Raw genomic sequence first — 22,247 nt, 5'->3', positions numbered from 1 at the left:
CCCCAGCAGTCAGGCGCTGGCTTTCAAGGGTTGGATCGCCGGGCGTTGGTGCACCAGCGGCAAGACTTCCTGGCCAATGCGCAGGGCTTCTTCCAGGTGCGGGTTACCGGCGAGGATAAAGGTCGAGAAACCAGCGTCGCGGTATTCCACCAGGCGCTCGGCGATGTTTTCGTGGCTGCCCACCAGGCCGACGGTCGGACCCGGCTTGGCCTTGGCAAAACCGGCCCACAGGTTGGGGCCGATGATCAGGTCATCAAAGCGGTCGACGTTCTGGTGATAAGCGGTTTGCCGCGCAGCCCCCACTGAATCCGAGCCATTGGTAAAACCCTTGGCGACCGCGCTGGTCTTGCCGTCGAGTTTGTCGAACTGGCGACGCAGGTCTTTCCAGGCCAGCTCTTCGGTCTCGCGGGCGAACAGGTCGACGCGCAGGCCGAAGCGCACGGTGCGGCCTTGCTTGTCAGCCAGTTCGCGTACCCGGTCGATATGCGGCTTGAGCTTGTCGATGGGTTCGGCCCAATTCAGGTACACATCGGCATGCCGGGCGGCCACGCCCAGGGCGGCCTCGGAGAAACCGGAGAAATACACGCCGGGCTTGCGCTCATTGTGCAGGCCGACGGGCAGGGCACCGTTTTCCAGTTGGTAGATATCGCCGTCGTAGGAGAATTTTTCGTTTTCCCAGAGGCCCTGGATGATGTCGAGGAACTCGCCGGTGCGCTTGTAGCGCAGGTCATGTTCGAGAAAGTCGCCATTGGCGCGTTGGCTGGCGGGGTTGCCGCCGGTGATGATGTTCCACTCCAGGCGGCCACGGCTGAGGTTCTGCAGGATCGCGGCCTGTTGTGCGGCGTAGGCGGGCAGGGTCCAGGTGGCCTGGAAGGCGATCAGGAACTTGATGCGCCGGGTTTCCCGGGCGAGCGCGGCGGCGGCGATCCACGGCTCGGGGCCGGTGGGCAGCAGGGCGCCTTCGAAACCGGCGAGTTCGGCGGCCTTGGCGACTTGGGCGATGTAATCGATGTAGGTGAAGTCGTCGGGTTCACCGTTGGGCAGGCGACCTGGGGCGATGTGGCCGGGGCGGTAGTTGGGGTTGCCGCGGTTGTGTTTGTCGGTGGTCAGCTGCGGGCCGTCGGTGCCCAGGGGTAGGCGCCAGAAGAATTCAGTGCTCATGGGTGCTCCTGATTTGAGTCGTGCAGGGGGCTTGGACCTGATTGAAGGGATGCGTGCAACGGGCATGCCATTGGGGTTGGGGGCAATGGTTGCAGGGGGTTGGTGGTGGTTCTGGAGGGAGGGTGCTGCTGTAGCAGCACCTTTGCAGCAGTGGGTGTTTGGGGGGCAGCAGGGGGTGGGGCACATATCCGTTATCTGGGTAACGGCGGGTATGGGTTCCGCCCAGCGTGTTTAACGGGGCGCCTACGATCAAAAGTGAGTGGTTGGATCAAAGGCAGATACGTGTAGGAGCTGGCTTGCCGGCGATGCAGGCGACTCGGTACAGCAGGCTCACCCAGGTGATGCCATCGCCGGCAAGCCGGCTCCTACAGGTTGACCGAGATCGGCTTTCAATATCGGTCGGCTACTAGGCCGCCCCGTTAAACACGCTGGCCGGGGTGAGAGCGGAACCATAAGACGCCATCACCAAAAAAACGGATATGTACTCCAATCCACCCCATCACCTAAAGAACCACCACATCCCCCTCACGTACATGGGCACTGCGCAAATACGTCTGATACAACGCCGCATACGCACCCCCCTGAGCAATAAGCCCCGCATGCGGCCCAAGCTCCACCACCTGACCATGCCTGACCACCGCAATCCGATCCGCATCGCGAATCGTCGCCAATCGATGCGCGATGATGATCGCCGTCCGCCCCTCGCACAGCCGTCGCAGCGCCCGCTGAATCCGGCGCTCGGTATGAATATCCACCGCCGATGTCGCCTCATCCAGCACCAGCACCGCCGGGTCCGCCAGGTACGCCCGCACCAGGCACACCAGTTGCCGCTGGCCGTGGCTCAAATGCGCCCCCAAAGGACCGACTTCGGTGCAGTACTGATGGGGCAAACGCTCCAGCACTTCATCCGCACCCAACTCACGGGCAGCGGCGATCAAGGTCGCGTCGTCGGCCAACGGCGCGGCCAGGCGCAGGTTGTCGAGGATGCTGCCGCTGAACAGCACGTTGTCCTGCAACACCACGCCAACATGGCGGCGCAGGGTGTGCTGGGCCAGGTCGCGCACGTCGATGCCGTCAAGTCGCACCGCGCCGGACTGGGCTTCGTAGAAGCGCGTGAGCAACTGCACCAGGGTGCTTTTGCCATGTCCAGAGGGCCCGACAATCGCCAGCACTTCTCCCGCCGGAATATGCAGATTGAGGCCGTTGATAACCGGCGCTTGCCCGTAGCTGAAGCCCACGTGGTCAAAATGCACCTCGCCCCGTGCACGTTCCAAGAGACGTGGCTGGGGACGGTCGATAATCTGCGGGGTGGTATCGAGCAGCAGGAAAATCCGCTGCGCCGACGCCGAGCCGGTGGCGTAGCGCTCGAACAGGTCCGACAGTTCCTGCAACGGCCCCAGGAACAGAAACACATAGAACAGGCTTTCCGCGACCTGGCCGACACTCACTTCGCCCGCTGCCAGCCCGTACGCGCCCACCAGTAGCAACACTGCAATCCCCGCCGAGCTGAGCAGTGCCGTGAACGGGGCAAACCACGACGAGCGCAGGCTGCCGCGAATCAGCGCCTGGTTGAAGTCATCCAGCAGCACGCGATAACGCCGCAGGTTCGGTGCTTCCTGGGCGCACTGTTGCAGCAGGCGCGCGCCGCTGACGCTTTCCACCAGGTGGGCGGTAAAGCGACTGCGGTTTTCCGCGACCTTGGCCCAGTTGCGCTGGGAGATACGCTTGAAGCTCCAGGTGGCGAGCACCAGCAGCGGCACTGTTGCTACCAGGCTCAAGAAGAACCGTGGATCGATGCGCCACAGCATCACGGCGGCCAGGCCGCAGCGCAGCAGGGCGCCGAGCAGTTCCGGTGGGCCCTGGATCACCAGCGGTTCCAGTGCGTCAACGTCGCGGTCGACCCGGGAAATGATGCGCCCGGCGCGGGTCTGGTCGAAGTAGCCCACGCTCAGGCTTTGCACATGGGCGAACACCTGCACGCGCAGGGCGTTCAGCACGCGGATCGCCGCGCCGCCTGCCACGAATTGCGAAACGCCGGCCAGCAGGAAGCGCACCAGCCAACTCGCTGCGAGGCCGAGGCCCAGCCACAGCACCAGGCGCTCGTCCAGCAGCCAGTGGTCGGCCTGTTGAATCAGCCCCCGATCCAGCAGCTCACGCACGAACCACGGCCGCAGGAACACGGTAAAGACCAGCAGGATTTCGATGCCGATCACCGCCACAATCTGCCGACGGATTGGCCGTAGCAAGGGCAGCAGCCGCTTGAACATGCTGCGGTCCAGGGCTTTCTTGGCCAGCATTTCTTCGATTTCGATATCGCTCAAGGCTTTGCCTGGCAGTGGGTTAGCCATGGTCGATCCCCAGCAGGTCGCGGTAATGCGCATGGGTGGATTGCAGGTCGGTGTGACGGCCGTGAGCGTTGATCCTGCCGTCGTCCAGCACTAGCACGCGGTCGGCCAACAGAATGGTCGAGAGCTTGCTGGAGATCACCAACACTGTGGTGCCGTGCAGTTGCCGCAAGTTATTCAGCACCTGGCGTTCGCTGATCGCGTCAAGGGCGCTGGTGGCGTCATCCAGGCACAGGATGTCCGGGGTGCCCAGCAGCGCGCGGGCCAGGCACAGGCGTTGGCGCTGGCCGCCGGACAAGGTCACGCCACGGTCGCCCAACGGGGTTTCCAGGCCCTGGGGCAGGCGCTGCAGCACGTCTTCGGCAGCGGCCAGGTGCAAGGCTGCACGCAACTGTTCGTCTGTAGCTGCGGGGGCGGTCAGGCGCAGGTTGGCGGCGAGGGTGCCGGCGAACAGGAAACTTTCCTGGGGTACCACGTGCACGCGTTGGCGTAGCGGGCCGAGCTGCAGGTCGCGGATGTCCTGCCAGCCGTTGGCATCCGAACCCAGCAACAAGCGCCCGGCGGTCACATCGCTGAGGCGCGGCAACAGGCTGGCCAACAGGCTTTTGCCAGTGCCGGTGGCGCCGACCAGTGCGACGATTTCACCGGGCTGCAAGGTCAGCGAGCAGTCATGCAGAATGTCGCGGCCACCCCCCGGAGCCGTCACGCTGACATGCTCCAGCTTGAGCCCCAGCGGGCCAGCGGGCAGGGCGCCATTGCCGCTGAGGATCGCCGAGGGCGCATCGAGCAGTTGCCAGATACGTTCGGCACTCGCCCGCGCATCGGCAAAAGTCTGCATGACCCGGCCGATACCTTCGATCCGAAACACCAGCGTGGTGGCGATCAGCAGCGAGGTGACCAGTTCGCCAATCCCCAGTTGCCCGGCGGCGACCAGGTGCGCGCCGTACACCAGGATCCACACATGGCCCAGGGCAACTACGGCCTGAGGCAGCGGAATGCGCGAGCTGGAATACGCCAGGGCCTGGCGGGCCAACGAAGCGAATACCGTGACCTGATCAGCAAAGCCCTGGATCCGCTGCTGTTCCAGGCCAAAAGACTTGATCACACGCACGCCGCCGATGCCTTCGCTGAGGTCTTGGTTGACGCGGTCATAGGCGCTGCCGACCGCACGGTCCAGGCTGACCAGGCGCTCGGTCTGGCGCACGAAAATCCACAGCCCGGTGACTGTCAGCAGCAAGGGCACCAGCCCCAGCAGTGGGTCATACCAGCCCAACAGGCCGACGGTGGCGAGCACCACCAGCGGGGTTTCCACCAGTTGCCGCCAGAAGGTGATCAAGGCGTCGCGAACCTTGTCGGCGTCGCGGGTGGTGCGCGTGATCATCTCGCCCATGCCGTGCTGCCAGTGATACCCCAGGTGCAGGCTTTGCACCTGGGCCAGAATGCGTTCGCGCAGGCGCGTCAGCAGCGCCTGGCTGATCACCAGCGACAGCACACTGGCGATGTATTGCAGTACGCCGCGTCCCACCGCCACGGCGAGCATCAGCGCCAGCCAGTACCAGCCGAGGCTGGCATCCAGGCTGCCGTCAGGCGCATGGACGACTGCGCGGCCGGCACTCACGTCATTCACGGCGTGGCCGATCAGCCATTGCTGCCAGACCAGCCCCAGGTTGATCGCCACGTACAGCGCCGCCACCAGCGCGAACCGCCAGGGCATTTCCCGGTAGATCGCCAGGCTGCGTAAAAGAGGGTGTTGTTCAATCATGAAAAGCTCGTAGGCATAAACGGGAGGATGCCGAACCGGTAGGAGCCCGGCACGCCGGGCTCCTACCGTTAGGGTTTTATGTGCGGGTGGCGCCTTGGGTTTCCTTGGCATTCAGGATCGCGGTGTATTCGCCTGGGTCCACCCCGTTGAGGTAGTAGTTGCCCACGTGGTGCAAACGCCAGCGGATCGGGTCATGGGTGGTGTGCACCCGCGCATTGCGCCAGAAGCGGTCCAGGTTCCATTTGCTCAGCGACGAACTGGCCCCCAGCAACGAGAAGATATCGCTGGAAATCTTCAGCGAAGCGCTGTCGGAATGCGCACGCGCGGTGGCGACCGAGAGGATCAACGCGTCCTGCAGTTCTTTGTTCTCCGGGTCCAACTCATGGGCATCAAACACCCGCGCGGCGTCGCGCAGCAGCGATTCGGCAGCACGCAGGGCCACTGCGTATTCGCCGATCTGCTTGATGATGTGCGGCTCTTCGTTGGCATGGTCGACGCCACTTTCCACCCACGGCCGTGCGTTGTGCTTGAGGTAGTCGACGGCGGCGGCCAAGGCGCCGGCGGCGATGCCGGTGTCGATGGCGGCGTGGAGGATCTGCGGGAACGTCAGCCCGGTACGTTTCATTGGGCCTTTGCGACGCGATACGTAGTCTTCATCCAGCACGATATTGTCAAAATTCACCGTGCCGCTGACCGAGTTCTTCTGGCCGAAAGCGGCCCAGTCATCCACCAGCGTGAGGCCTGGGGTATCGCGGTTGAGCAATACACCCGCACCGCCGTCGTCCGAGGCGGCGGTGAGCGAGATCCATTCGGCCAGGTAAGAACCGGTGGAGTAGAACTTGCTGCCGTTGAGCACCAGCGCGCCGTCCTCGCGGCGTTCGACGCGGGTCTTGAGCGCGAACTTATTCTTGCCGCCGACTTCGGCCAGGGCGTTGCCGAAGCGCTTGCCGGCCAGCACATCACTGACCAGTCGATCACGCACCGCGTCTGGGTAGCCGTTGAAAATCCCGCGCAGCATCACGTTGTGGATCTGCAGCAGTTGGCCGACGCCACCATCGGCCACCGAGATAATCCGTACGGTCTCGACGATGGTCTGCACTGAAGCTCCCAGCCCGCCAAAGGCTTTCGGCACGCCGATAGCGGTGATGCCGCTTTCGGATAACAGCTGTGCCTGGCGCCACGGCAGCTGGCCGTTTTGCTCGGGGTCGGCGGCGATGGCGGCGATCTCCACCGCGATCTCCTTGGCCGCGGCGATGGCATCGGCTTCACTGTGCAGTTGGCGTATAGGCGCCTGTTCAAACGTAGTCATGCATTCATCCTTCTGTTTTGGTTCGCATCCTGTAGGAGCCCGGCTTGCCGGCGATGGCGTTTTCAAGAACGCCATCGCCGGCAAGCCGGGCTCCTACAAGGGGTTGCGGTGTTGGAATGGGCTTGAGCAAGTTCCAAGCCAATGTGAAAAGCCATGCTGTACAGGGGCTGCGCAGGCTGGGGTGCTGCTGGAGAAGCAGCTCGAGCAAGTGGCTGCTGGCGCAGCAACAGTGCTGTTGGCAGGTCAGCAGTCGCCTGCTCCAGCAAGCACCAATACCCTTGTAAACCGGGGGGCGCGCCGATTGGCACGGCCTCTGCAATACCTCCCTCCACTGACTTGCCCAATTCAATGGAGCTCCCCATGACCCTATCCGCTGTCCTGCCCACGCCTGAGCTTGAGCAGATCTGGTTTACCCGCTGCCCGGTGCCGACGGCATCCGGCATCGCCTACAAGCTGGGGTGGTTGACCGAAGAGTTCGCGCCGGACGGCTTGCCCGTGTCGACGTTGCAGGAGGCCCGCCAGCTGGGCCGTCATCACTACGATCACGACCTGCCTGGGCTGTTTCGCGAAGGCGGCAACGTCCCCGCCCTGGCCGCACGTGCTGCCGGTGCGCCAAGCCGGCTGATCGGCCTGACCTGGATCGAAGAATGGCAAACCATCCTTGTGCGCCCGGACTCCGGCATCACCCGCCCCGAAGACTTGAAAGGCAAGCGCCTGGCCCTGCCGGCCTGGGGTGACAGCCGCCCCGGCAGCATCGCTCGCGCCATGAGTTTGCACGGCTACAAGGGCGCGCTGAGCCTGGCGGGTCTTGGGTTCGACGATGTCGAGCTGGTGGAAGTGGCCTTGCAGGACCAGTCCCAAGCCCCGGACCCGCAACAGGGCCTGCAACGCCTGTGGTCGGGCCTGGATTACCTGGTGCGCGACGAGGTGGACGCGGTGTACGTCAAGGGCGCGTCGGCAGCGGACGCCGCGCGGCGCCTAGGGCTGGTGGTGGGCATCGACCTGGACCTGATCGCCGAGCCGCGCTATCGCATCAACAACGGCACGCCACGGCCGATCACCGTGCACCAGAGCCTGCTGGACAACCACTTTGACCTGGTGGTGCGCTTTCTCGCGCAAACCCTCAGTGCTGCCGAGTGGGCGGCGAACAATCGCGACGGCCTCAACGCCATCCTCGAAGAAGAAACCCGCGCCGGCAGCGCCGGGGTGGCCGAAGCCTATCGCGGGGATTTCCACACCACCCTGGCGCCGGACCTGTCGGCCCAGCGCCTGGATTTCCTCGGCACCCAAAAAGAATTTCTTTACCTGCACGGCTTCCTGGAGCGCGATTTTTCCATCGCCGACTGGGTCGATCCGCGCCCTCTGCAAGCCGCCCATGAACTGTTGGCCAAACGCCGCGCCTGAACCTGGAGAACTCCCATGACTGCCATTGTCCACGCTCAACCCATCAGCCTCGAACTGCAGGCCTTTGTCGACAAAGTGCTGCTGGAGGCCGAAGAGGCTTTCACCGTATTCCGTGAAACCAACACCATTACCGCCAACGGCACCGTTGGCTTTATCGAGCGCGTCCCCGGCCAGGAGTTGCTGGTGTCGGTGAACTACGGCGGCCCGTGGAACTACCGCAAACCGCTGCAAGCCACGGTGACCGACTTTGCCGGCAACGTCATCCTCGGCAAGGGCAAGGGGGGCCTGGGCCGCTACACCAAGCTGTTCCAGCAGCACGCCGACGTGACCACCGTGTCCCATGTGCACTCGCCGTACCTGGGCGCCTGGGCCCAGACCCATCGCACCTTGCCGTTCCACTACGTACCGGTGCAGCGCTACCAGTTGGCGCGGGAACTGCCGGTGTACATCGACCGCCGCCAGCAGGAAGTGGACTTCATCCTCGACAAGATCGCCGAGAACCCCTTCAACCTGGCAATCCTTGAAGCCAACGGCGGCTCCACTGTATGGGGCAAGCAAGGGCTGCGCGCCACCGCGGAATTCATCCTGTTGCTGGAGGAGGGCGCACAGCTGCAATTGCTCGCGGATGCGCTGGGTGGCTCCCGCGCTTATGGACCGGGCGTACTGACCCAGCAGTGGAAGATGAGCGGATTGTTCGAGCAGGCCACCGCGCTGGGCCTTGTACCCGCTATCGACCGCAAAAACTAAACACACCGCGAACCCCTTGTAGGAGCCGGCTTGCCGGCGATGGCGGCGGTACATCCAACATTGATGTTGCCTGATGCACCGCTATCGCCGGCAAGCCGGCTCCTACAGGGATGGCGATATATTCAAGGATGTTTGTCATGGCTGTAAAAATTCTCTGGTACCTCACCACGCCTGACGGACCTTATCCATGGGAACCCGAAGGCCGCTGGACAACCGACTTTCAACACCTCAAGCAACTCGCGGTCGCCAGCGATCGCCTCGGCTACTACGGCTCGTTGCTCGGCTCCAGCCCGAATGAAAGCCTGGCCGTAGCCGCTTCGCTGATCGACGCCACCGAGCGCCTGCGCTTCCTGGTGGCGCAACACCCGGGCGAGTTGTCGCCGGCGGTATTGGCCAAGTGGGCACTCACGGTTGACCAGTTCTCCAACGGCCGCCTGCTGTTCAACGTGGTCAACGGCAACGACGCCGGCCTGGCCACCCTGGGGGTGCATTACCCCCACGACGAGCGTTATGCGTTCAGCCTCGAATACTGGCGCGCATTCCAGGGCTTCTACGCCGGCGACACGCGCGGTTATGACGGCCAGTACGTCAAGCTTGCCCCGCGTTCGCCCGGCGCGGCCAGCCATCCCCTTGGCGGTTGGCATCCGCCTTACCAGAAACCCGGGATTCCCTTGTGGGGCGCCGGCACATCGGGGCCTGGCGTCGAGCACTCGGTGCAGTTGCTGGACGTGTACCTGAGCTTCGCCAATACCCCGCCGAAACTTGGCGACAAGTTCCGCAAGGTTGCCGCCGAAGCTGCCAAGATTGGCCGCGAACTGACCTTCGGCACCCGCCTGCAGATCATCGTGCGCGAGACCGAGGAGGAAGCCTGGGCCCACGCCGAGAAACTGCTGCAACGCACTTCGCTGCAGACCGCGCGCAACGCCATTGAGCGCCAGTTGCCAGCGGGCGTGAGCTTCGAGGATTTCCACAGCGACGACCCGCAAACCCAGCGCAATGTCGAGACCCTTCGAGCCGGGCGCCTGCCCACAGCGCGCGAACTGGAGATCTACCCCAACGTGTGGCTCGGCCCGAGCCTGTTCGGCTTCAACATCCTCGGCCCGGCCGCTGGCACCTACCTGGTGGGCAGTGCCGAGCAGGTCGCCGAGCGCATCCGCGAATATGAAGCCCAGGGCACCTCGGCGTTCATCCTCTCCGGCTTCCCGCTGATCGATGAAGCCCACCGCGTGGCCGACCTGCTGTTCCCACTGCTGGACCTGGACCACGGTTTCGACGTACCGCGCCTGGGCGTGACCCACAAGGCTGCACAGCGCGAAGAGGCTTGAGTGATGAGTGACGGATTTTCCCGCCGAGTGTTCCTCGGCAACAGCCTGGTGGTCGGCGGCGGTTTGCTGCTGGGCGGCTGCGACAGCGGTGCGGCCACCCAAGGCGCGACGGCCTTGCCGGGTAAACCCGTGAGGGGCGGGCGCCTGCGCATCGGCATTATCGACGGCGACCAGTCTGGCAACCTCGACGCGCACAAACCGGTGGGCGGCGGGATCATCCGTGGCTGGGCGCTGTACAGCAAGTTCTGGGAATGGAACACCGACGTCAGCACGCGCCTGGCGCTGGCCGAGTTTGCCGAGCCGAACGCCGACGCCAGCGCCTGGACCATTCGCATCAAGCCGGGCCTGGAGTTTCATCATGGCAAGACCATCGGCGCCGACGACATGCTGTTCTCACTCTTGCGCCTCACCGATCCCAAGCTGGCTTCACCCTTTGCCGGGCTGGTCGGCGCCATCGACCGCAATGCCTTGCGCAAGCTGGACGAACGCACCATCGAGATCCGTTTCAAGCAAGGCCAGAGCTTCTTCCCGCTGGATGAAACCCTGATCAGCTTCGGCGGCATCGTGCCCACCGACTACGACCCGATCACCAATCCGGTGGGCGCCGGCCCCTACAAGCTCAAGCGCTTTGTACCCGGCCAGCGCTCGCTGTACACGCGGTTCGAGAACTACTACAAACCCGGCCAGCCGTATGCCGATGAGCTGGAAATCATCGAGTTCAAGGACCAGGTCTCCCGCGTGGCGGCCTTGCGCGCCGGGCAGATCGACGTGGCAAGTGGCGTGCAGGCCGAGCACAGCGCGTTGCTCAAGGCCGATTCACGCCTGTCGTTGTGCGTCTCGCCGAGCACCTCGTTTACCGGTTTCAACCTCAACCTGGCCAAGCCGCCGTTCGATGACGTGCGCGTGCGCCAGGCCTTCCGCCTGCTGGCCGACCGGCAGGAACTGGTGGACCGTGGCCTGAATGGCTTTGGCCGCGTCGCCAACGACCTGTATTCGCCCCATGACCCCACCTACAACCACGCCATCGCCCAGCGCCCGTACGACCTGGACCAGGCGCGCGTGTTGTTGCGCCAGGCCGGGCACACCGATTTGCGCGTGGAGCTGACCACCACCCCAGGGCCAGGTGTGAATGCCGCGCTGGTATTGGCGCAGCAGGCGAAAAAGGCCGGTGTGGAGGTGCGTGTGACCCAGGTCGACGGCGCCGTGTTCAATGGCCCGCAGCGAGAGCAATGGCAACTGTCGCCAGGCTCGACACCTGCCCGAGGCTTCCTGGCTTCGGCGCTGCACAACGACGCGCCGCTGGCGATCTACAACCGCAGCAATTTCCACGATGAGCGCTTCGACAGCCTGTATCGCCAGGCCCTGGCCCAACCCGATCTTGAGCGGCGCAAAAGCCTGGTGCATGAGGCCCAGCAGATCCAGCACGAACGCGGCGGCCTGTTGATCTGGGGTTTCAGCGATGTCCTGGACGCGGCTTCCGTGAAGGTCGGCGGCCTGAATCCTGAACAAACCACCTTCGCCTCCTGGCGTTTTGACGAGTTGTGGTTGAACCATGTCTGAGCCGCAATGCAAAACCCCACGCACGCCGGCGTGGCTGTCGTGGTTTATCGGGCGCCTGGGCTACGGTCTGCTGACCGCCTGGGTCATCAGCCTGGTGGTATTCATCGCCACCCAGGCACTGCCTTCGGACCCGGCGCGAGTGATCCTCGGCCCGGATGCGCCGCTGGACAGCATCCTTACCCTGCAGCATCAATTGGGGCTGGACCAGCCGATCCTGTGGCAATACCTGCGCTGGGGGGGCGCCGTCTTGCGTGGCGACCTCGGTGTGTCGCTGGATTCGAATGCGCCCGTCAGTCATATCCTGTGGGACCGCTTCGGCTACACCCTGGCATTGCTGGCCGGCGTGATCGCGGTGGTGGTGCCGGTGGCGCTGGCGCTGGGTGTCGCGCTGGCGTTGCGCCGGGACAGTCGCCTGGATCGCTGGAGCCTGTCGCTGTTGATCTTTCTCAAGGCCACGCCGGGCTTTCTGTTGGCGATAGGCCTGGTGCTGCTGTTTTCCATGCCGCACATGGACTTCTTGCCGGCGGTGTCGATCCTCGACCCGGACCAGTCGCTGCTGCGCCAGCTCAAGTTTCTGATCCTGCCGGTGTTGGCCCTGAGCCTCACCGCATTGCCTTATCTAACGCGGATGGTGCGGGCGGCGATGATCGAGGCGTTGGAATCCGATTACGTGATCGCCGCTCGCCTGCGCGGCATTCCGCACCGGCGCATTGTGTGGCTGCACACCTTGCCCAACGCGCTGGTGCCGGCGATCCAGGGTGTGGCGCTGACCCTGCGCACGCTAATTGGCGGCGCGGTCTTGGCCGAGGTGATCTTCAGTTACCCCGGCATTGGCACGGCGCTGAACGCGGCGATCCAGATGCGCGACCTGCCGATGATCCAGGCGATTGTGCTGGTGATCACCCTGGCGGTGGTGCTGGTCAACCTGCTCGCCGACCTGCTCACTGTATTGCTCACACCCAAGCTGCGCACCGCGCGCCGGGTCACGCTGATTCAACGCAACCGCCGGGGCATCACGCCGTGGTGGCGCCGTTCCCGAGGTGATGCATGAACGAGCCGCAAATCCGTAAAGGCGCACTGACCACATTGCTGGTGGTTGCCTTCGCGTTGTTCGGCCCTTGGCTTGCGCCCCATGGTTCAACGGACATGGTCGGCCCGGTGTATGGCGCGCCTGCCGGGGCTGCCTGGCTGGGGTTTGATTTTCTTGGGCATGATGTGCTGTCGCGGTTGCTCAATGGCGGCTTGTCGGTGTTGTGGATGTCGGTGGCCGCCGCGGGTATCGCGCTGGCGGTCGGCAGCACGTTGGGCCTGCTGGCGGGCTTGTCGCGGCGGCGCCTGGACCAGTTGATTACCTGGTCGGCGGACGTGTCCCTGGCGTTTCCCGACCTGATCCTGGTGCTGCTGATCGTGTCGATGCTGGGCCGCGCGCCATGGCTGATTGTGTTGACCGTGTCCATCGCGTTCATTCCCGGGGTGATCCGCCTGGCGCGTGCCAGTGCGGTGGCGGTGGCGGGACAGGAGTTCGTCGAGGCGGCGCAGATGATGGGTTACCCGCGCTGGCGCATCCTGTTCAAGGAGATCCTGCCGAATATCCTCACGCCGTTGCTGGTGCACTTCGGCAACATGCTGACCTGGGGCGTGGGCATGCTGTCGGGCTTGAGTTTTCTCGGTTATGGCGTGGCGCCACCCACGGCGGACTGGGGCCTGATGATCAATGAAAACCAGGCCGGCCTGCTGGTGCAGCCCTGGGCGGTGCTGGCCCCGGCGGTGCTGATCGGGGTATTTGCCTACGGCACCAATATCCTTGCCGAAGGCATCGGCCGGCGCAGCGCACGGATGGGAGAAAAGCAGCCATGAACGCAATCACCGAAATCGACACCGGGGTCCTGCAGGTGCATGACCTGCGCGTGGAGTTGCCGGGGCAGGTGGATGTGGTGTCGGGCATCTCGTTCAGCCTGCAGGCCGGGGAGATCCTCGGTTTGGTCGGCGAATCGGGGTCGGGCAAGACCACGCTGGCCACCGCCTTGCTCGCCCATGCGCGGCGCGGCGCGCGGATTGTTGGCGGCCAGGTGCAGGTCGACGGCCAGGCGCTGTTGAGCCTGGAGGGCGAAGCCTTGCGCCGGGCGCGTGGCAGCCTGATCGGCTATGTCGCCCAGGACCCGGCCACCGCGCTGAATCCGGCGCTGCGCATCGGTCACCTGTTGCGCGAGACCCTGGCGGTGCATCCGTCGGGCCTGGATCGTGCGGCTCAGCAGCAACGTATCAATGAAACGCTGCGAGACGTCGGTCTGCCGGACGATCCGGAGTTCCTGCGGCGCTTTCCCCATCAACTCTCCGGGGGCCAGCAACAGCGGGTGATGCTGGCGCTGGCCTTCGTGCTGCGCCCGCGCCTGATTGTGCTGGATGAGCCGACCACCGCGCTGGATGTCAGCACCCAGGCGCATATCCTCGCCACGCTGCGGCGCCTGTGTAAAAGCCAGGGTGTGGCGGCGGTGTATGTGTCCCACGACCTGGCGGTGATCAAGGACCTGGTGGACCGGGTGATGGTGATGTATGCCGGGCGCATTGTGGAAACTGCCAGCCGCGATGCGCTGTTCAGCCGGCCGTCCCATCCCTATACCCGAGGGTTGCTGGCGGCGATCCCGGATGTGGCGGGACGTCGTGCGTTGAAAGCGATTGCCGGGCACGCGCCGGCACCGGGGCAACGGCCACAGGGGTGCAGTTTCGGGCCACGCTGCGAGCGGTTTGCCTCAGTGTGCGCGCTGCGGGAGCCGGCGTTGCAGGCCCGGGGGGCCGGCCATCCGGTGGCGTGTCTCGTCCCCCATGACCAGCCGTTGCAGGCAATCGCGTTGACACCGATTGCGGCTGTTACCGCGCAGGCCGAAGCACCGTTGCTGTCCATCCGCGGCTTGAACGTAGCCTACGACCGGCAGGTGCTGTTCGACATTGCATTGCAGGTGCAGCCGGGGGAGTGCCTGGCGTTGGTGGGCGAGTCCGGCTCCGGCAAGACCAGCCTTGCACGGGCCGTCGCCGGCCTGGGGGAAAATGCCCTGGGTGAATTGCACTACGCTGGCCGCCCACTGCCGTTGCAGGCACGCCAGCGCGATGCGGGGTTGCGTCACCAGATCCAATACATCTTCCAGAATCCGTATCGCGCGTTGAACCCGCGTCAAACCGTGTACCAGACGCTGAGCTCGCCCTTGGAACACTTCTTCGCGGTCAAAGGCGTTGCGGCGCGGCAGCGGGTCGAGGCGGTGCTCAAGCGCGTGTCGCTGCCGGCCTCGGTGGCCGATCTTTACCCCCACAGCCTATCGGGTGGCGAACGCCAGCGCGTGGCCATCGCCCGTGCGCTGCTGTGCGAACCCAGGCTGCTGATCTGCGATGAAATCACCTCGGCACTGGACGTGTCGGTGCAGGCATCGATCCTCGACCTGCTGCGCCAATTGCAGCGCGAAGGGCTGACCTTGTTGTTCGTAACCCACGACCTCGGCGTCGTCCGCGCCATTGCGGACCGAGTGCTGGTGTTGAAGGTGGGCAGGGTAGTGGAGCAGGGCGCGGTGGATGAGGTATTGGACCAGCCGCAGGCGGCGTATACCCGCACGTTGCTGGAGCATTCGCCGTCGTTGGGGTGACGGGCACCGCTGCGCGGTGATCGCCGGCATGCCGGCTCCTACAGGCGTGTGTCGTACACATGTACGCGCGATCCACTGTAGGAGCCGGCTTGCCAGTCTGCAAAGACAGGCTCGCGGTGTTGGGTGACAGCGGTGAGCATGTAGATCTGACCACTTTCGGAGTAACGGCCAGTGCGAAGGTGTTTAGCCTGGGGGCGTGTGGACAATCCTTGTCCTCCTGATATGAATACAGGCAGGTAAGGCTAGTGCGGCGGCAGGGGATTTGAGGTGAGACTTTGGCGCTGGATGTGTCTGGATGGACGCTATCGCCGGCAAGCCGGCTCCTACAGGTGTGTGTCGTACGCATAAACATCCGTACACAGGACCCATTGTAGGAGCCGGCTTGCCGGCGATGGCGTCATGCGCCGCTACGCAACGCGTGCCTGCCTGCGCCGCGCTTCTTCACGCACCGTCGGGATGATCCAGCGTCCGTAATCCACGGTGTCGTACAACGGGTCATACCCCCGGTTCAAGAACGTGGTCACGCCCAGGTCCACATAATCCAACAACGCCTGCGCGACGGTTTCCGGGGTGCCGACCAGGGCGGTGGTGTCGCCGTAGGCGCCTACGGCGGTGGCGGTGGGCATCCATAGCGCGCGGTCGTGCCGGTCGCCCAAGGCTGCGGCGGCCAGCAGGCGTTCCGAGCCGGTGCCCTTGATGCGTTTCTGCCAGGGGCTGCCGGCGGCAAACTGTGGGTTGGCCTTGATCTGTTCCAGGATCTGTTCGGCACGTTGCCAGGCCAGTTCCTCAGTGGCGCCCAGGATCAAACGCACCGACAAACTCACCCGTGGCGCTTCAACGCCCGCTGCCGCAGCGGCGGCCTTGAGCTTGGCAATCTGCTCCGCCACGCCACTCAACGGCTCGCCCCACAGCGCATACAAATCCGCGTGCTTGACCGCGATCTGGTAGGCGATGTCCGAAGACCCGCCAAACGAAATCGGGATGTGCGGCTGTTGCAACGGCTTGACCGGTGAAAATGCGCCTTTGATGTTGAAGTACTTGCCCTCGAAATCGAACGGCTCGTCGGCGGTCCAGGTGCGCCGCACGATCTCCAGGTACTCATCGGTGCGTTGGTAGCGCTCGGTCTTGTCCAGCAGGAAGTCGCCTTCCTGCGGCTCGGCGGTAATCCCGGTGATTGCGTGCAGGCGGATGCGCCCGCCACCGGTGGTGTGGTCCAGCGTGGCGAAGGCTCGGGCGGCAACGGTGGGCGCGGTGAGGCCAGGGCGGTGGGCAATCATGAACCCCAGGCGCTCGGTATGCGCCGCCGCGTAGGCCGCGATCTGCAGGCTGTCGGCGCTGCCCGGGCCGCTGGCGATCAGTACGCGGTCGAAGCCGGCATGCTCATGGGCGCGGGCATGATGGCAGATAAAGTCGAGGTCAAAATCCGGGCTGCGCATGCCACGGGTTTCAGACCACTGGCGGGGGAAAATCATGCCGACAAATTCAATGGACATGGGACGCTCCTGGGGTGGATCAGAATTGATAGTCGACCTGGGCCAGCAAGGTGCGGCCAGGCATGGGTTGCAAAAAGGTGTTGGTGGACCCGGCCAGGCCGCTGACGAAGTTGAGTTCGTTGGTCAGGTTGAGCACACGCAAGGTGGTGCTCCACTGCGGCTGGCGGTAGTACAGGGCGAGGTCGAGGTTGTACTCGTTGGGGATCTTTACCGTCTTGCTCAGGTTCAGGTACCAGCTGCTGGTCCACCAGCCGGAGAGTTCGGCGCCAAAGCCGGAATCAAAGCGGTAGTCGACATAGCCGCTGGCGGTGTACTCGGGAATCTGCACCGCGTCATAGCGTCCGGAAGGCCGCTGGTTGAGGCTGTTGTTATCGCCAAACACCGTGCCGTTGTCGGGGATGAACCCGGCGGACGCAAACCCGGCCTGGGAGGTGAACTCGTTGTAGGCGCTGAGCTTGGACAGGTTGAGGCCGCTGCGCAGGTGGTCATCCGGTTGATAGCGCACGGTGGCTTCCACGCCCTTGATCTGCAGCCGCGCAATATTGTTATTGCTGTCGGGCGCCTGGTCCCGGGCTTGCTTGAACGCCGCCAAGGTCATGAACAGCTGGTTGGGCACCGCTTCGACCTTAACCCCGACCTCATGCAACACGCTCAGGCTCTGGAACGCCAGCGGGTTGAGCTGGTTGGCGCCGGCGCCACTGCCCCAGCCCAGGCCGTTGGAGAAGAACCCGGTATTGACCGCCAGCGAGCGATCGAAGGTGTAGTACAGCGTGGTGTTTTCAGTGGGTTTTACGTAGGGGCTGACCTGGAAGGCAAACAACCGATAGTTGTCGCTGTCCTGGCGCCGATTGCCGCCTGCGAGGGTGAAAGGGTTATGGATCTCGGCGTCGATCCAGCTGCGACTGGCGCCGATGTTCAGGCCGACATAGTCGCCGTACTTGAGGTTGTGCTGGCTGAACAGGGTCTTGGTGGTCCAGGTGCTTTCAGCGGTGTAGGGCGCCAGGGATTCGGCATACAGCCCATGCCCGGCCGCGTACATCGGCGGCAGGTTCAGCCAGCCGTAGTAGTTGGAGTATTGCGGCACGCCGGGCTGGCCGATCCACGCGCCGTTGCCACCGGCCGGGTTGCTGCCGTCGAGGCCCAACAGGTCGCCGGGGTTTTTGCCGGAAGGATTCTGGGTCAGGTCGTAGGCGTTGATGGTGGAACCGAAGCTATTGTTGGCGGCAATCGACTGGTTGAATTCGCGGCGGTAGATCAGGCCGGTGTTGCTGTCATCGCGCAGGGTCCAGCCTCCCAGCCGGGTTTCGTTGCGCGAGCGGAACTCGAAACGGTTATCGAAAATCGTGTCCTTCGATTGCACCTGGAAGGCACCCACGGCATCGGTAATGTCCTTGGAACGTTCATAGAACGTGCTGTTGGCCACGGTGATGGTGGGCGACAGGTCGGCTTCAATGCGCAGTTGCGTGGTAAAGCGCCGCGAGCTGCTTTCATCTTCCTTGCGCTGCCCGGCCTGGGAGGACAAGGACTGCTCGCCATCGCCTGCCAGCGTCGGGTCATACACCCAACCGCGCAGGCTGCCGGGGTTGGCCTGGGTATTGGGGGAAGCGGTCTGGAAGCTGCCGTCGACCACGCTGTACTGGCCCTGGGCATTGCGCTGGCGTTGCACCCAGCCAAGGGTGGGGGCATCGGCGGCGCCGGAGGCCAGTACCGGCGACCACAGGGTGTTGCCATTCTGGATGATCGGCGTGGCACGGCCGGCGTAGTACTTGCCGTGGTCTACCAGGTCCTGGGTGGCGCGGTTCCAGCCGTGGGTGATGTTGTAGTCGTAGTAGTTGTCGTAGCTGGCGTTCCAGTCCACGCGCACATTGTCGTTGCGCCAGGCCAGGGCGCCGTAGAACGCGTCGAAGTTGTTGTCGACGTTGTCGTAGAAGTCTTGCTGGCGCTGCTTGGTGATGCTCAGGCGATAGGCCAGGTTGTCAGTCAAGGGGCCGGTGTTGTCGATACTGAACTTGTTGGAGTTGCGCGATGTGCCGTCCGGTACCCATGAGCCCAGTTCGCCGCTGAGCTTGGTCTTGAACTCATTGAAGTTGGGCTTTTTGCTCAGGTAGTTGACGTAGCCGCCGCTGCCGGACACCGAGCCGTAGGTCACCGAGGACGGCCCGGCAACGATATCGGCGCCTTCATAGGCATTGAAGTTGGCGGGGTGACGTACGGCATAACCGCGCTGGCCGTCCTGGAAAATTTCCGACCCCTGGGCACGGAACTGCGGGGCGATCCCGGCATTCTGGCCGCCGCCACGGGTGATCCCCGGTGCATACTTGACCAGGTCGTCGGCACTGTGGATCGAGCCGTTGGCCAACTGTTCGGCGTTGATCTGTACCACTGAGCGCGGGGTGTCGAGCACCTTGGTCTCGGTGCCGCCATACACCGAGGTCGGTGGACGGGTGGGCAGGGCGTCGTCATCCGACTCGCTGCTGCTGGCCTGCACGGTAACGGTCTGCAGTTGGGTGTCGGCGGCAAAAGCCTGCAGCGGCAGGGTTGCGGCCAGCAGCAGGGGTAAACGCAAGGCGATAGCGTGCATGGCAGAAATGCCCCATAAAAAATGAGTGAAGGGCGCACGATCTTTTGTAGGAGCCGGCTTGCCGGCGATGGCGTCCGTTTGATCGGCGCAGGGCTTGAGGGCCCCATCGCCGGCAAGCCGGGCTCCTACAGAGGGGGGTGCGGTTTCATTGGGTCAGGCGGTGTCTTTGAGCCAGAGCTTCTCGAAGCGCCAGGTGCTGAACAATGACGCTTCCGACTGCGCACCGCCGACGCGGGTGGACACGCTGTCGAGCAGGTCGGCGTAGCCCCAGATCAACATGCCGCCGCGTTCGTACTGGATCTGCTGCACCTGGTGCACCAGGACCTTGCGTTTTTCCAGGTCGGGCTGGGCCATGGCCGCCAGGAACAGCTCGCTGAACTGCGGGTCGTTGAAGTGGGTCTTGTTCGATACCGCAAAGGGCGCATCGGTGTGGATCGCACTGGCCAGGAACGGCGCGCCGATGCTGCCGCCGGTGCTCAGGGTCCAGTCGTTTTTCAGTGGCCCCTGGAACGTCGCCAGGTCCACTTGCTTGACCTTCAGGGTCACACCAATGCGCTTGGCTTGCTCGGCCAGCACCAGCGCGGAACTCAGGCCGGGGCCGGGGGTGGTGATCAGTTCCACCTCAAGGTTTTCCTGGCCGGCTTCCTTCAACAGTTGCGCCGCGCGTTGCGGGTCGTAGGGGCGTGGGCCGAGGCTGTGGTTGAACGTCGGGTCGCTTGGCGCATACAAGTCGTTGGCGACCCGGCCCTGGCCGTTCAGTGCACGACGCACCAGTTCCTCACGGTCGGCCAGCAGGCGAAACGCTTCGCGCACCCGTGGGTCGTTGAAGGGTGGCTTGTCCAGGTTCATGTCGAAGGACAGCCAGTTGCCCGTCACGGACTTGATCACCTGCAGGCGCGGGTCTTTTTGCAGGATCGGCAGTTGCTCGGTGGGCAGCACATTGGCCATGTCGATCTGCCCGGCACGCAGGGCGGCGAGGCGCGAGACCTGGTCCTTGAAGTCGATGATTTCCAGCTCATCGGCGTAGGGCTTGCCGTCCTTGTAGTAGTTTTCGAAGCGGGTGAACAGCGAACGCTGGCCGGGGGTGAAGCTTTTCAGCTTATAGGGACCGGCGCCCACCGGGTTGGTGACCGGGTGGTAGTCCACCGGCACGATGCCGCCGAAGTTGACCCAGGTTTCCGCCAGCGGCATGTAGCTGCGACCTTCTCGGAAGCTCAGGCGCACGGTGCGGTTGTCGAGCTTGACCAGGTTGTCGCGGTCGACCCAGTGCAACAGCGCGGCATAGGGCGAGGCCAGTTGCGGGTCGGTGAGGCGACGGATCGAGAAGATCAAATCGTCGGCGTCGATGGTCTTGCCATTGTGGAACTCCAGGCCCGGACGCAAGCGCAAGGTCCAGGCACTCGCATCGGCGTTCGGCTCGGCCAGTTCAGCCAGGGCCAGGCGCGGTTGCATCTGCTCGTCCCACTCCCATAATTTGCTGTACAGCGCAAAGCCGCGAACGATGCCGCTGCCCACCGGTTTGTGCGCGTCCAGGTTGCCGCTCTGGTTGCCATCGAGAATGCCCAGGCGTAGCCGCCCGCCATAACGTGGTCGGTCGTCGCCGGCCACCACGGCAGGCGCGTCGCTGGGGCCGCAACCGGCCAGCAGCAGGCCGCCGCCGACCGTTGCGCTGTAGCCGAGAAAGTCCCGGCGGCTCAAGAGTAGGGTCATCGCATCAGGCTCCACCGTTGGCCGAGTGCAGTTCACGCAGCGGTTCCTGTGCGCGGCTCAATTCGGCGCGCTCGCTGCGAAAGTGCGGCAGGATGTGCTCGCCGAGGCGATAGGCTTCTTCCAGGTGCGGGTAGCCGGCGAGGAAGAACAGATCGATGCCGATGCTGTTGTACTCGCGAATCCGCGCCACCACGTTTTCGTAGCTGCCCACCAGTGCACAGCCCGGAGGGATGCCGATGTAACCGAAGCCGGTCCACACATTCGGGTGAATGAAGAAGTCATCAAACCCCTGGGCCTCGTTCTTGTCGGCAAAGCCATGCTCGTAGCTCAGCTTGCGCGCAGTGCGCAGCCCGGCATGGGCGGCCACGGCCTTGACCGCGCCACGGGCGATGCCTTCGTCGAAGAAACGCTTGGCCTCGGTGCGCGCCAGTTCTTCGGTTTCGCGGGTGATCACGTCGATCGACAGGCCGAAGCGGATGTCGGTCCGCCCCCATTTGAGTGCGCGTTGGCGCAGGTCGGCGATCAGCGCGGCGATTTCATCCGGGTGCTCGGCGCGCATCAGGTAGAAGTCCGCGTGCTTGGCGGCAAACTCCCGCGCGGCAATCGAGGAACCGGCGGTGCAGATCAGCGGCAACTGGGCCTTTTTCAACGGGCCACGCAGGCCACCGCCGTCAGCTTTGTAGAAGGTGCCGTCGTAGTGGAAGGTCTCGTTGTGCCAATAGCCCTTGACCACGTCCATGAACTCGGTGGCGCGTGCATAGCGCTCGTCATGGTCGCTGTAGTCGCCGACCTGGCGCTGGATCGCATCCGAACCGCCGTTGATGATGTTCCACACCAGGCGATTACCAGTGGCGCGCTGGTAGGTGGCCGCTTGTTGCACCGACACCCACGGGGTGTAGTGGTAGGGCTGGAACGCGGTGACGAACTGCAGGGTGCGTGTCTCGCGGGCCAGCAGCGAGCAGACCGTCCACGGCTCTTCGCCGGTGGGCGCGTTGACCATCAACGCACCGCCAAACCCGTTGATCTCAGCCGCCTTGGCAATCTGGCCCAGGTAGTCGATGTAGGTGAAGTGGTCGCCCACACTGAACCCGGAGACCGCGCCGGTGCTGTTGGCGCCGCCGCGATGCCAGTCGCCGCGGTTGCGTGGGTCGCCGGGCAGGAACTGGGTTTCACCGTGCAATGGCAGGCGAGTGAAGAATTCAATGCTCATGAAGCCTC

At 64.2% G+C, this 22,247-nt stretch carries 15 protein-coding genes; 7 read left to right on the top strand and 8 right to left on the bottom strand.

What is annotated here, in order from left to right; genetic code table 11:
- Positions 1 to 9: 9 nt before the first annotated feature.
- From CWC48_RS27265 to CWC48_RS27245, 4 genes are all read right to left on the bottom strand, one after another.
- Positions 10 to 1,161 carry an LLM class flavin-dependent oxidoreductase gene (locus tag CWC48_RS27265; protein ID WP_100490863.1) on the bottom strand — a complete coding sequence of 384 codons (1,152 nt, stop codon included), beginning with the start codon at positions 1,159 to 1,161 and terminating at the stop codon, positions 10 to 12.
- 503 nt (positions 1,162 to 1,664) lie between these two features.
- A complete protein-coding gene (locus tag CWC48_RS27255) occupies positions 1,665 to 3,509 on the bottom strand; it encodes an ABC transporter ATP-binding protein (protein ID WP_078048247.1) in 1,845 nt (614 codons plus the stop codon).
- A complete protein-coding gene (locus tag CWC48_RS27250) occupies positions 3,502 to 5,268 on the bottom strand; it encodes an ABC transporter ATP-binding protein (protein WP_100490862.1) in 1,767 nt (588 codons plus the stop codon). Before CWC48_RS27250 ends, CWC48_RS27255 begins: the two co-directional genes overlap by 8 nt.
- Positions 5,269 to 5,344: 76 nt before the next feature.
- Entirely contained in the window at positions 5,345 to 6,577 is a 1,233-nt protein-coding gene (locus CWC48_RS27245; RefSeq protein ID WP_100490861.1) for an acyl-CoA dehydrogenase family protein, read from the bottom strand.
- A gap of 360 nt (positions 6,578 to 6,937) precedes the next feature.
- Between CWC48_RS27245 and CWC48_RS27240 the strand changes: the two genes are divergently transcribed.
- The 7 genes from CWC48_RS27240 (at position 6,938) to CWC48_RS27210 (ending at position 15,245) form a co-directional block, all read left to right on the top strand.
- Positions 6,938 to 7,981, top strand: coding sequence for an ABC transporter substrate-binding protein (locus tag CWC48_RS27240; protein WP_078048250.1), 1,044 nt, complete (start codon positions 6,938 to 6,940; stop codon positions 7,979 to 7,981).
- Positions 7,982 to 7,996: 15 nt separating this feature from the next.
- Positions 7,997 to 8,728: a class II aldolase/adducin family protein gene (locus tag CWC48_RS27235; protein WP_078048251.1), complete on the top strand. Its 732-nt coding sequence runs from the start codon at positions 7,997 to 7,999 to the stop codon at positions 8,726 to 8,728.
- 137 nt (positions 8,729 to 8,865) lie between these two features.
- Positions 8,866 to 10,053, top strand: a complete 1,188-nt coding sequence (locus CWC48_RS27230) for an LLM class flavin-dependent oxidoreductase (RefSeq protein WP_100490860.1) — start codon at positions 8,866 to 8,868, stop codon at positions 10,051 to 10,053.
- Between the two features lie 3 nt (positions 10,054 to 10,056).
- A complete protein-coding gene (locus CWC48_RS27225; protein ID WP_078048253.1) occupies positions 10,057 to 11,613 on the top strand; it encodes an ABC transporter substrate-binding protein in 1,557 nt (518 codons plus the stop codon).
- Complete coding sequence (locus CWC48_RS27220; protein ID WP_078048254.1) at positions 11,606 to 12,664, top strand: ABC transporter permease; 1,059 nt, start codon at positions 11,606 to 11,608, stop codon at positions 12,662 to 12,664. Before CWC48_RS27225 ends, CWC48_RS27220 begins: the two co-directional genes overlap by 8 nt.
- A complete protein-coding gene (locus CWC48_RS27215) occupies positions 12,661 to 13,470 on the top strand; it encodes an ABC transporter permease (RefSeq protein WP_078048255.1) in 810 nt (269 codons plus the stop codon). The genes CWC48_RS27220 and CWC48_RS27215 overlap by 4 nt, the downstream gene beginning before the upstream one ends.
- Positions 13,467 to 15,245 (top strand): ABC transporter ATP-binding protein, encoded by a 1,779-nt coding sequence (locus CWC48_RS27210; RefSeq protein ID WP_100490859.1) that lies wholly within the window; start codon positions 13,467 to 13,469, stop codon positions 15,243 to 15,245. Before CWC48_RS27215 ends, CWC48_RS27210 begins: the two co-directional genes overlap by 4 nt.
- Before the next feature lie 407 nt (positions 15,246 to 15,652).
- On the opposite strand, the gene CWC48_RS27200 is transcribed toward CWC48_RS27210, so the two are convergent.
- From CWC48_RS27200 to CWC48_RS27185, 4 genes are all read right to left on the bottom strand, one after another.
- Complete coding sequence (locus CWC48_RS27200) at positions 15,653 to 16,738, bottom strand: LLM class flavin-dependent oxidoreductase (RefSeq protein WP_100490858.1); 1,086 nt, start codon at positions 16,736 to 16,738, stop codon at positions 15,653 to 15,655.
- 19 nt (positions 16,739 to 16,757) lie between these two features.
- The gene (locus CWC48_RS27195) at positions 16,758 to 19,319 is read right to left on the bottom strand and encodes a TonB-dependent receptor plug domain-containing protein (RefSeq protein WP_100490857.1); all 2,562 of its coding nucleotides are present in this window, start codon (positions 19,317 to 19,319) and stop codon (positions 16,758 to 16,760) included.
- 153 nt (positions 19,320 to 19,472) lie between these two features.
- A complete protein-coding gene (locus CWC48_RS27190) occupies positions 19,473 to 21,029 on the bottom strand; it encodes an ABC transporter substrate-binding protein (RefSeq protein WP_100490856.1) in 1,557 nt (518 codons plus the stop codon).
- A 4-nt stretch (positions 21,030 to 21,033) separates the two neighbouring features.
- Complete coding sequence (locus CWC48_RS27185; protein WP_100490855.1) at positions 21,034 to 22,239, bottom strand: LLM class flavin-dependent oxidoreductase; 1,206 nt, start codon at positions 22,237 to 22,239, stop codon at positions 21,034 to 21,036.
- Between the last annotated feature and the right edge of the window lie 8 nt (positions 22,240 to 22,247).

Origin of the sequence: Pseudomonas sp. S10E 269, assembly GCF_002798465.1 — a bacterium.
GTDB classification, from domain to species: domain Bacteria; phylum Pseudomonadota; class Gammaproteobacteria; order Pseudomonadales; family Pseudomonadaceae; genus Aquipseudomonas; species Aquipseudomonas pergaminensis.
The sequence above is the reverse complement of the archived record's forward strand: the minus strand, read 5'-3'. Positions and strand labels throughout refer to the sequence as shown.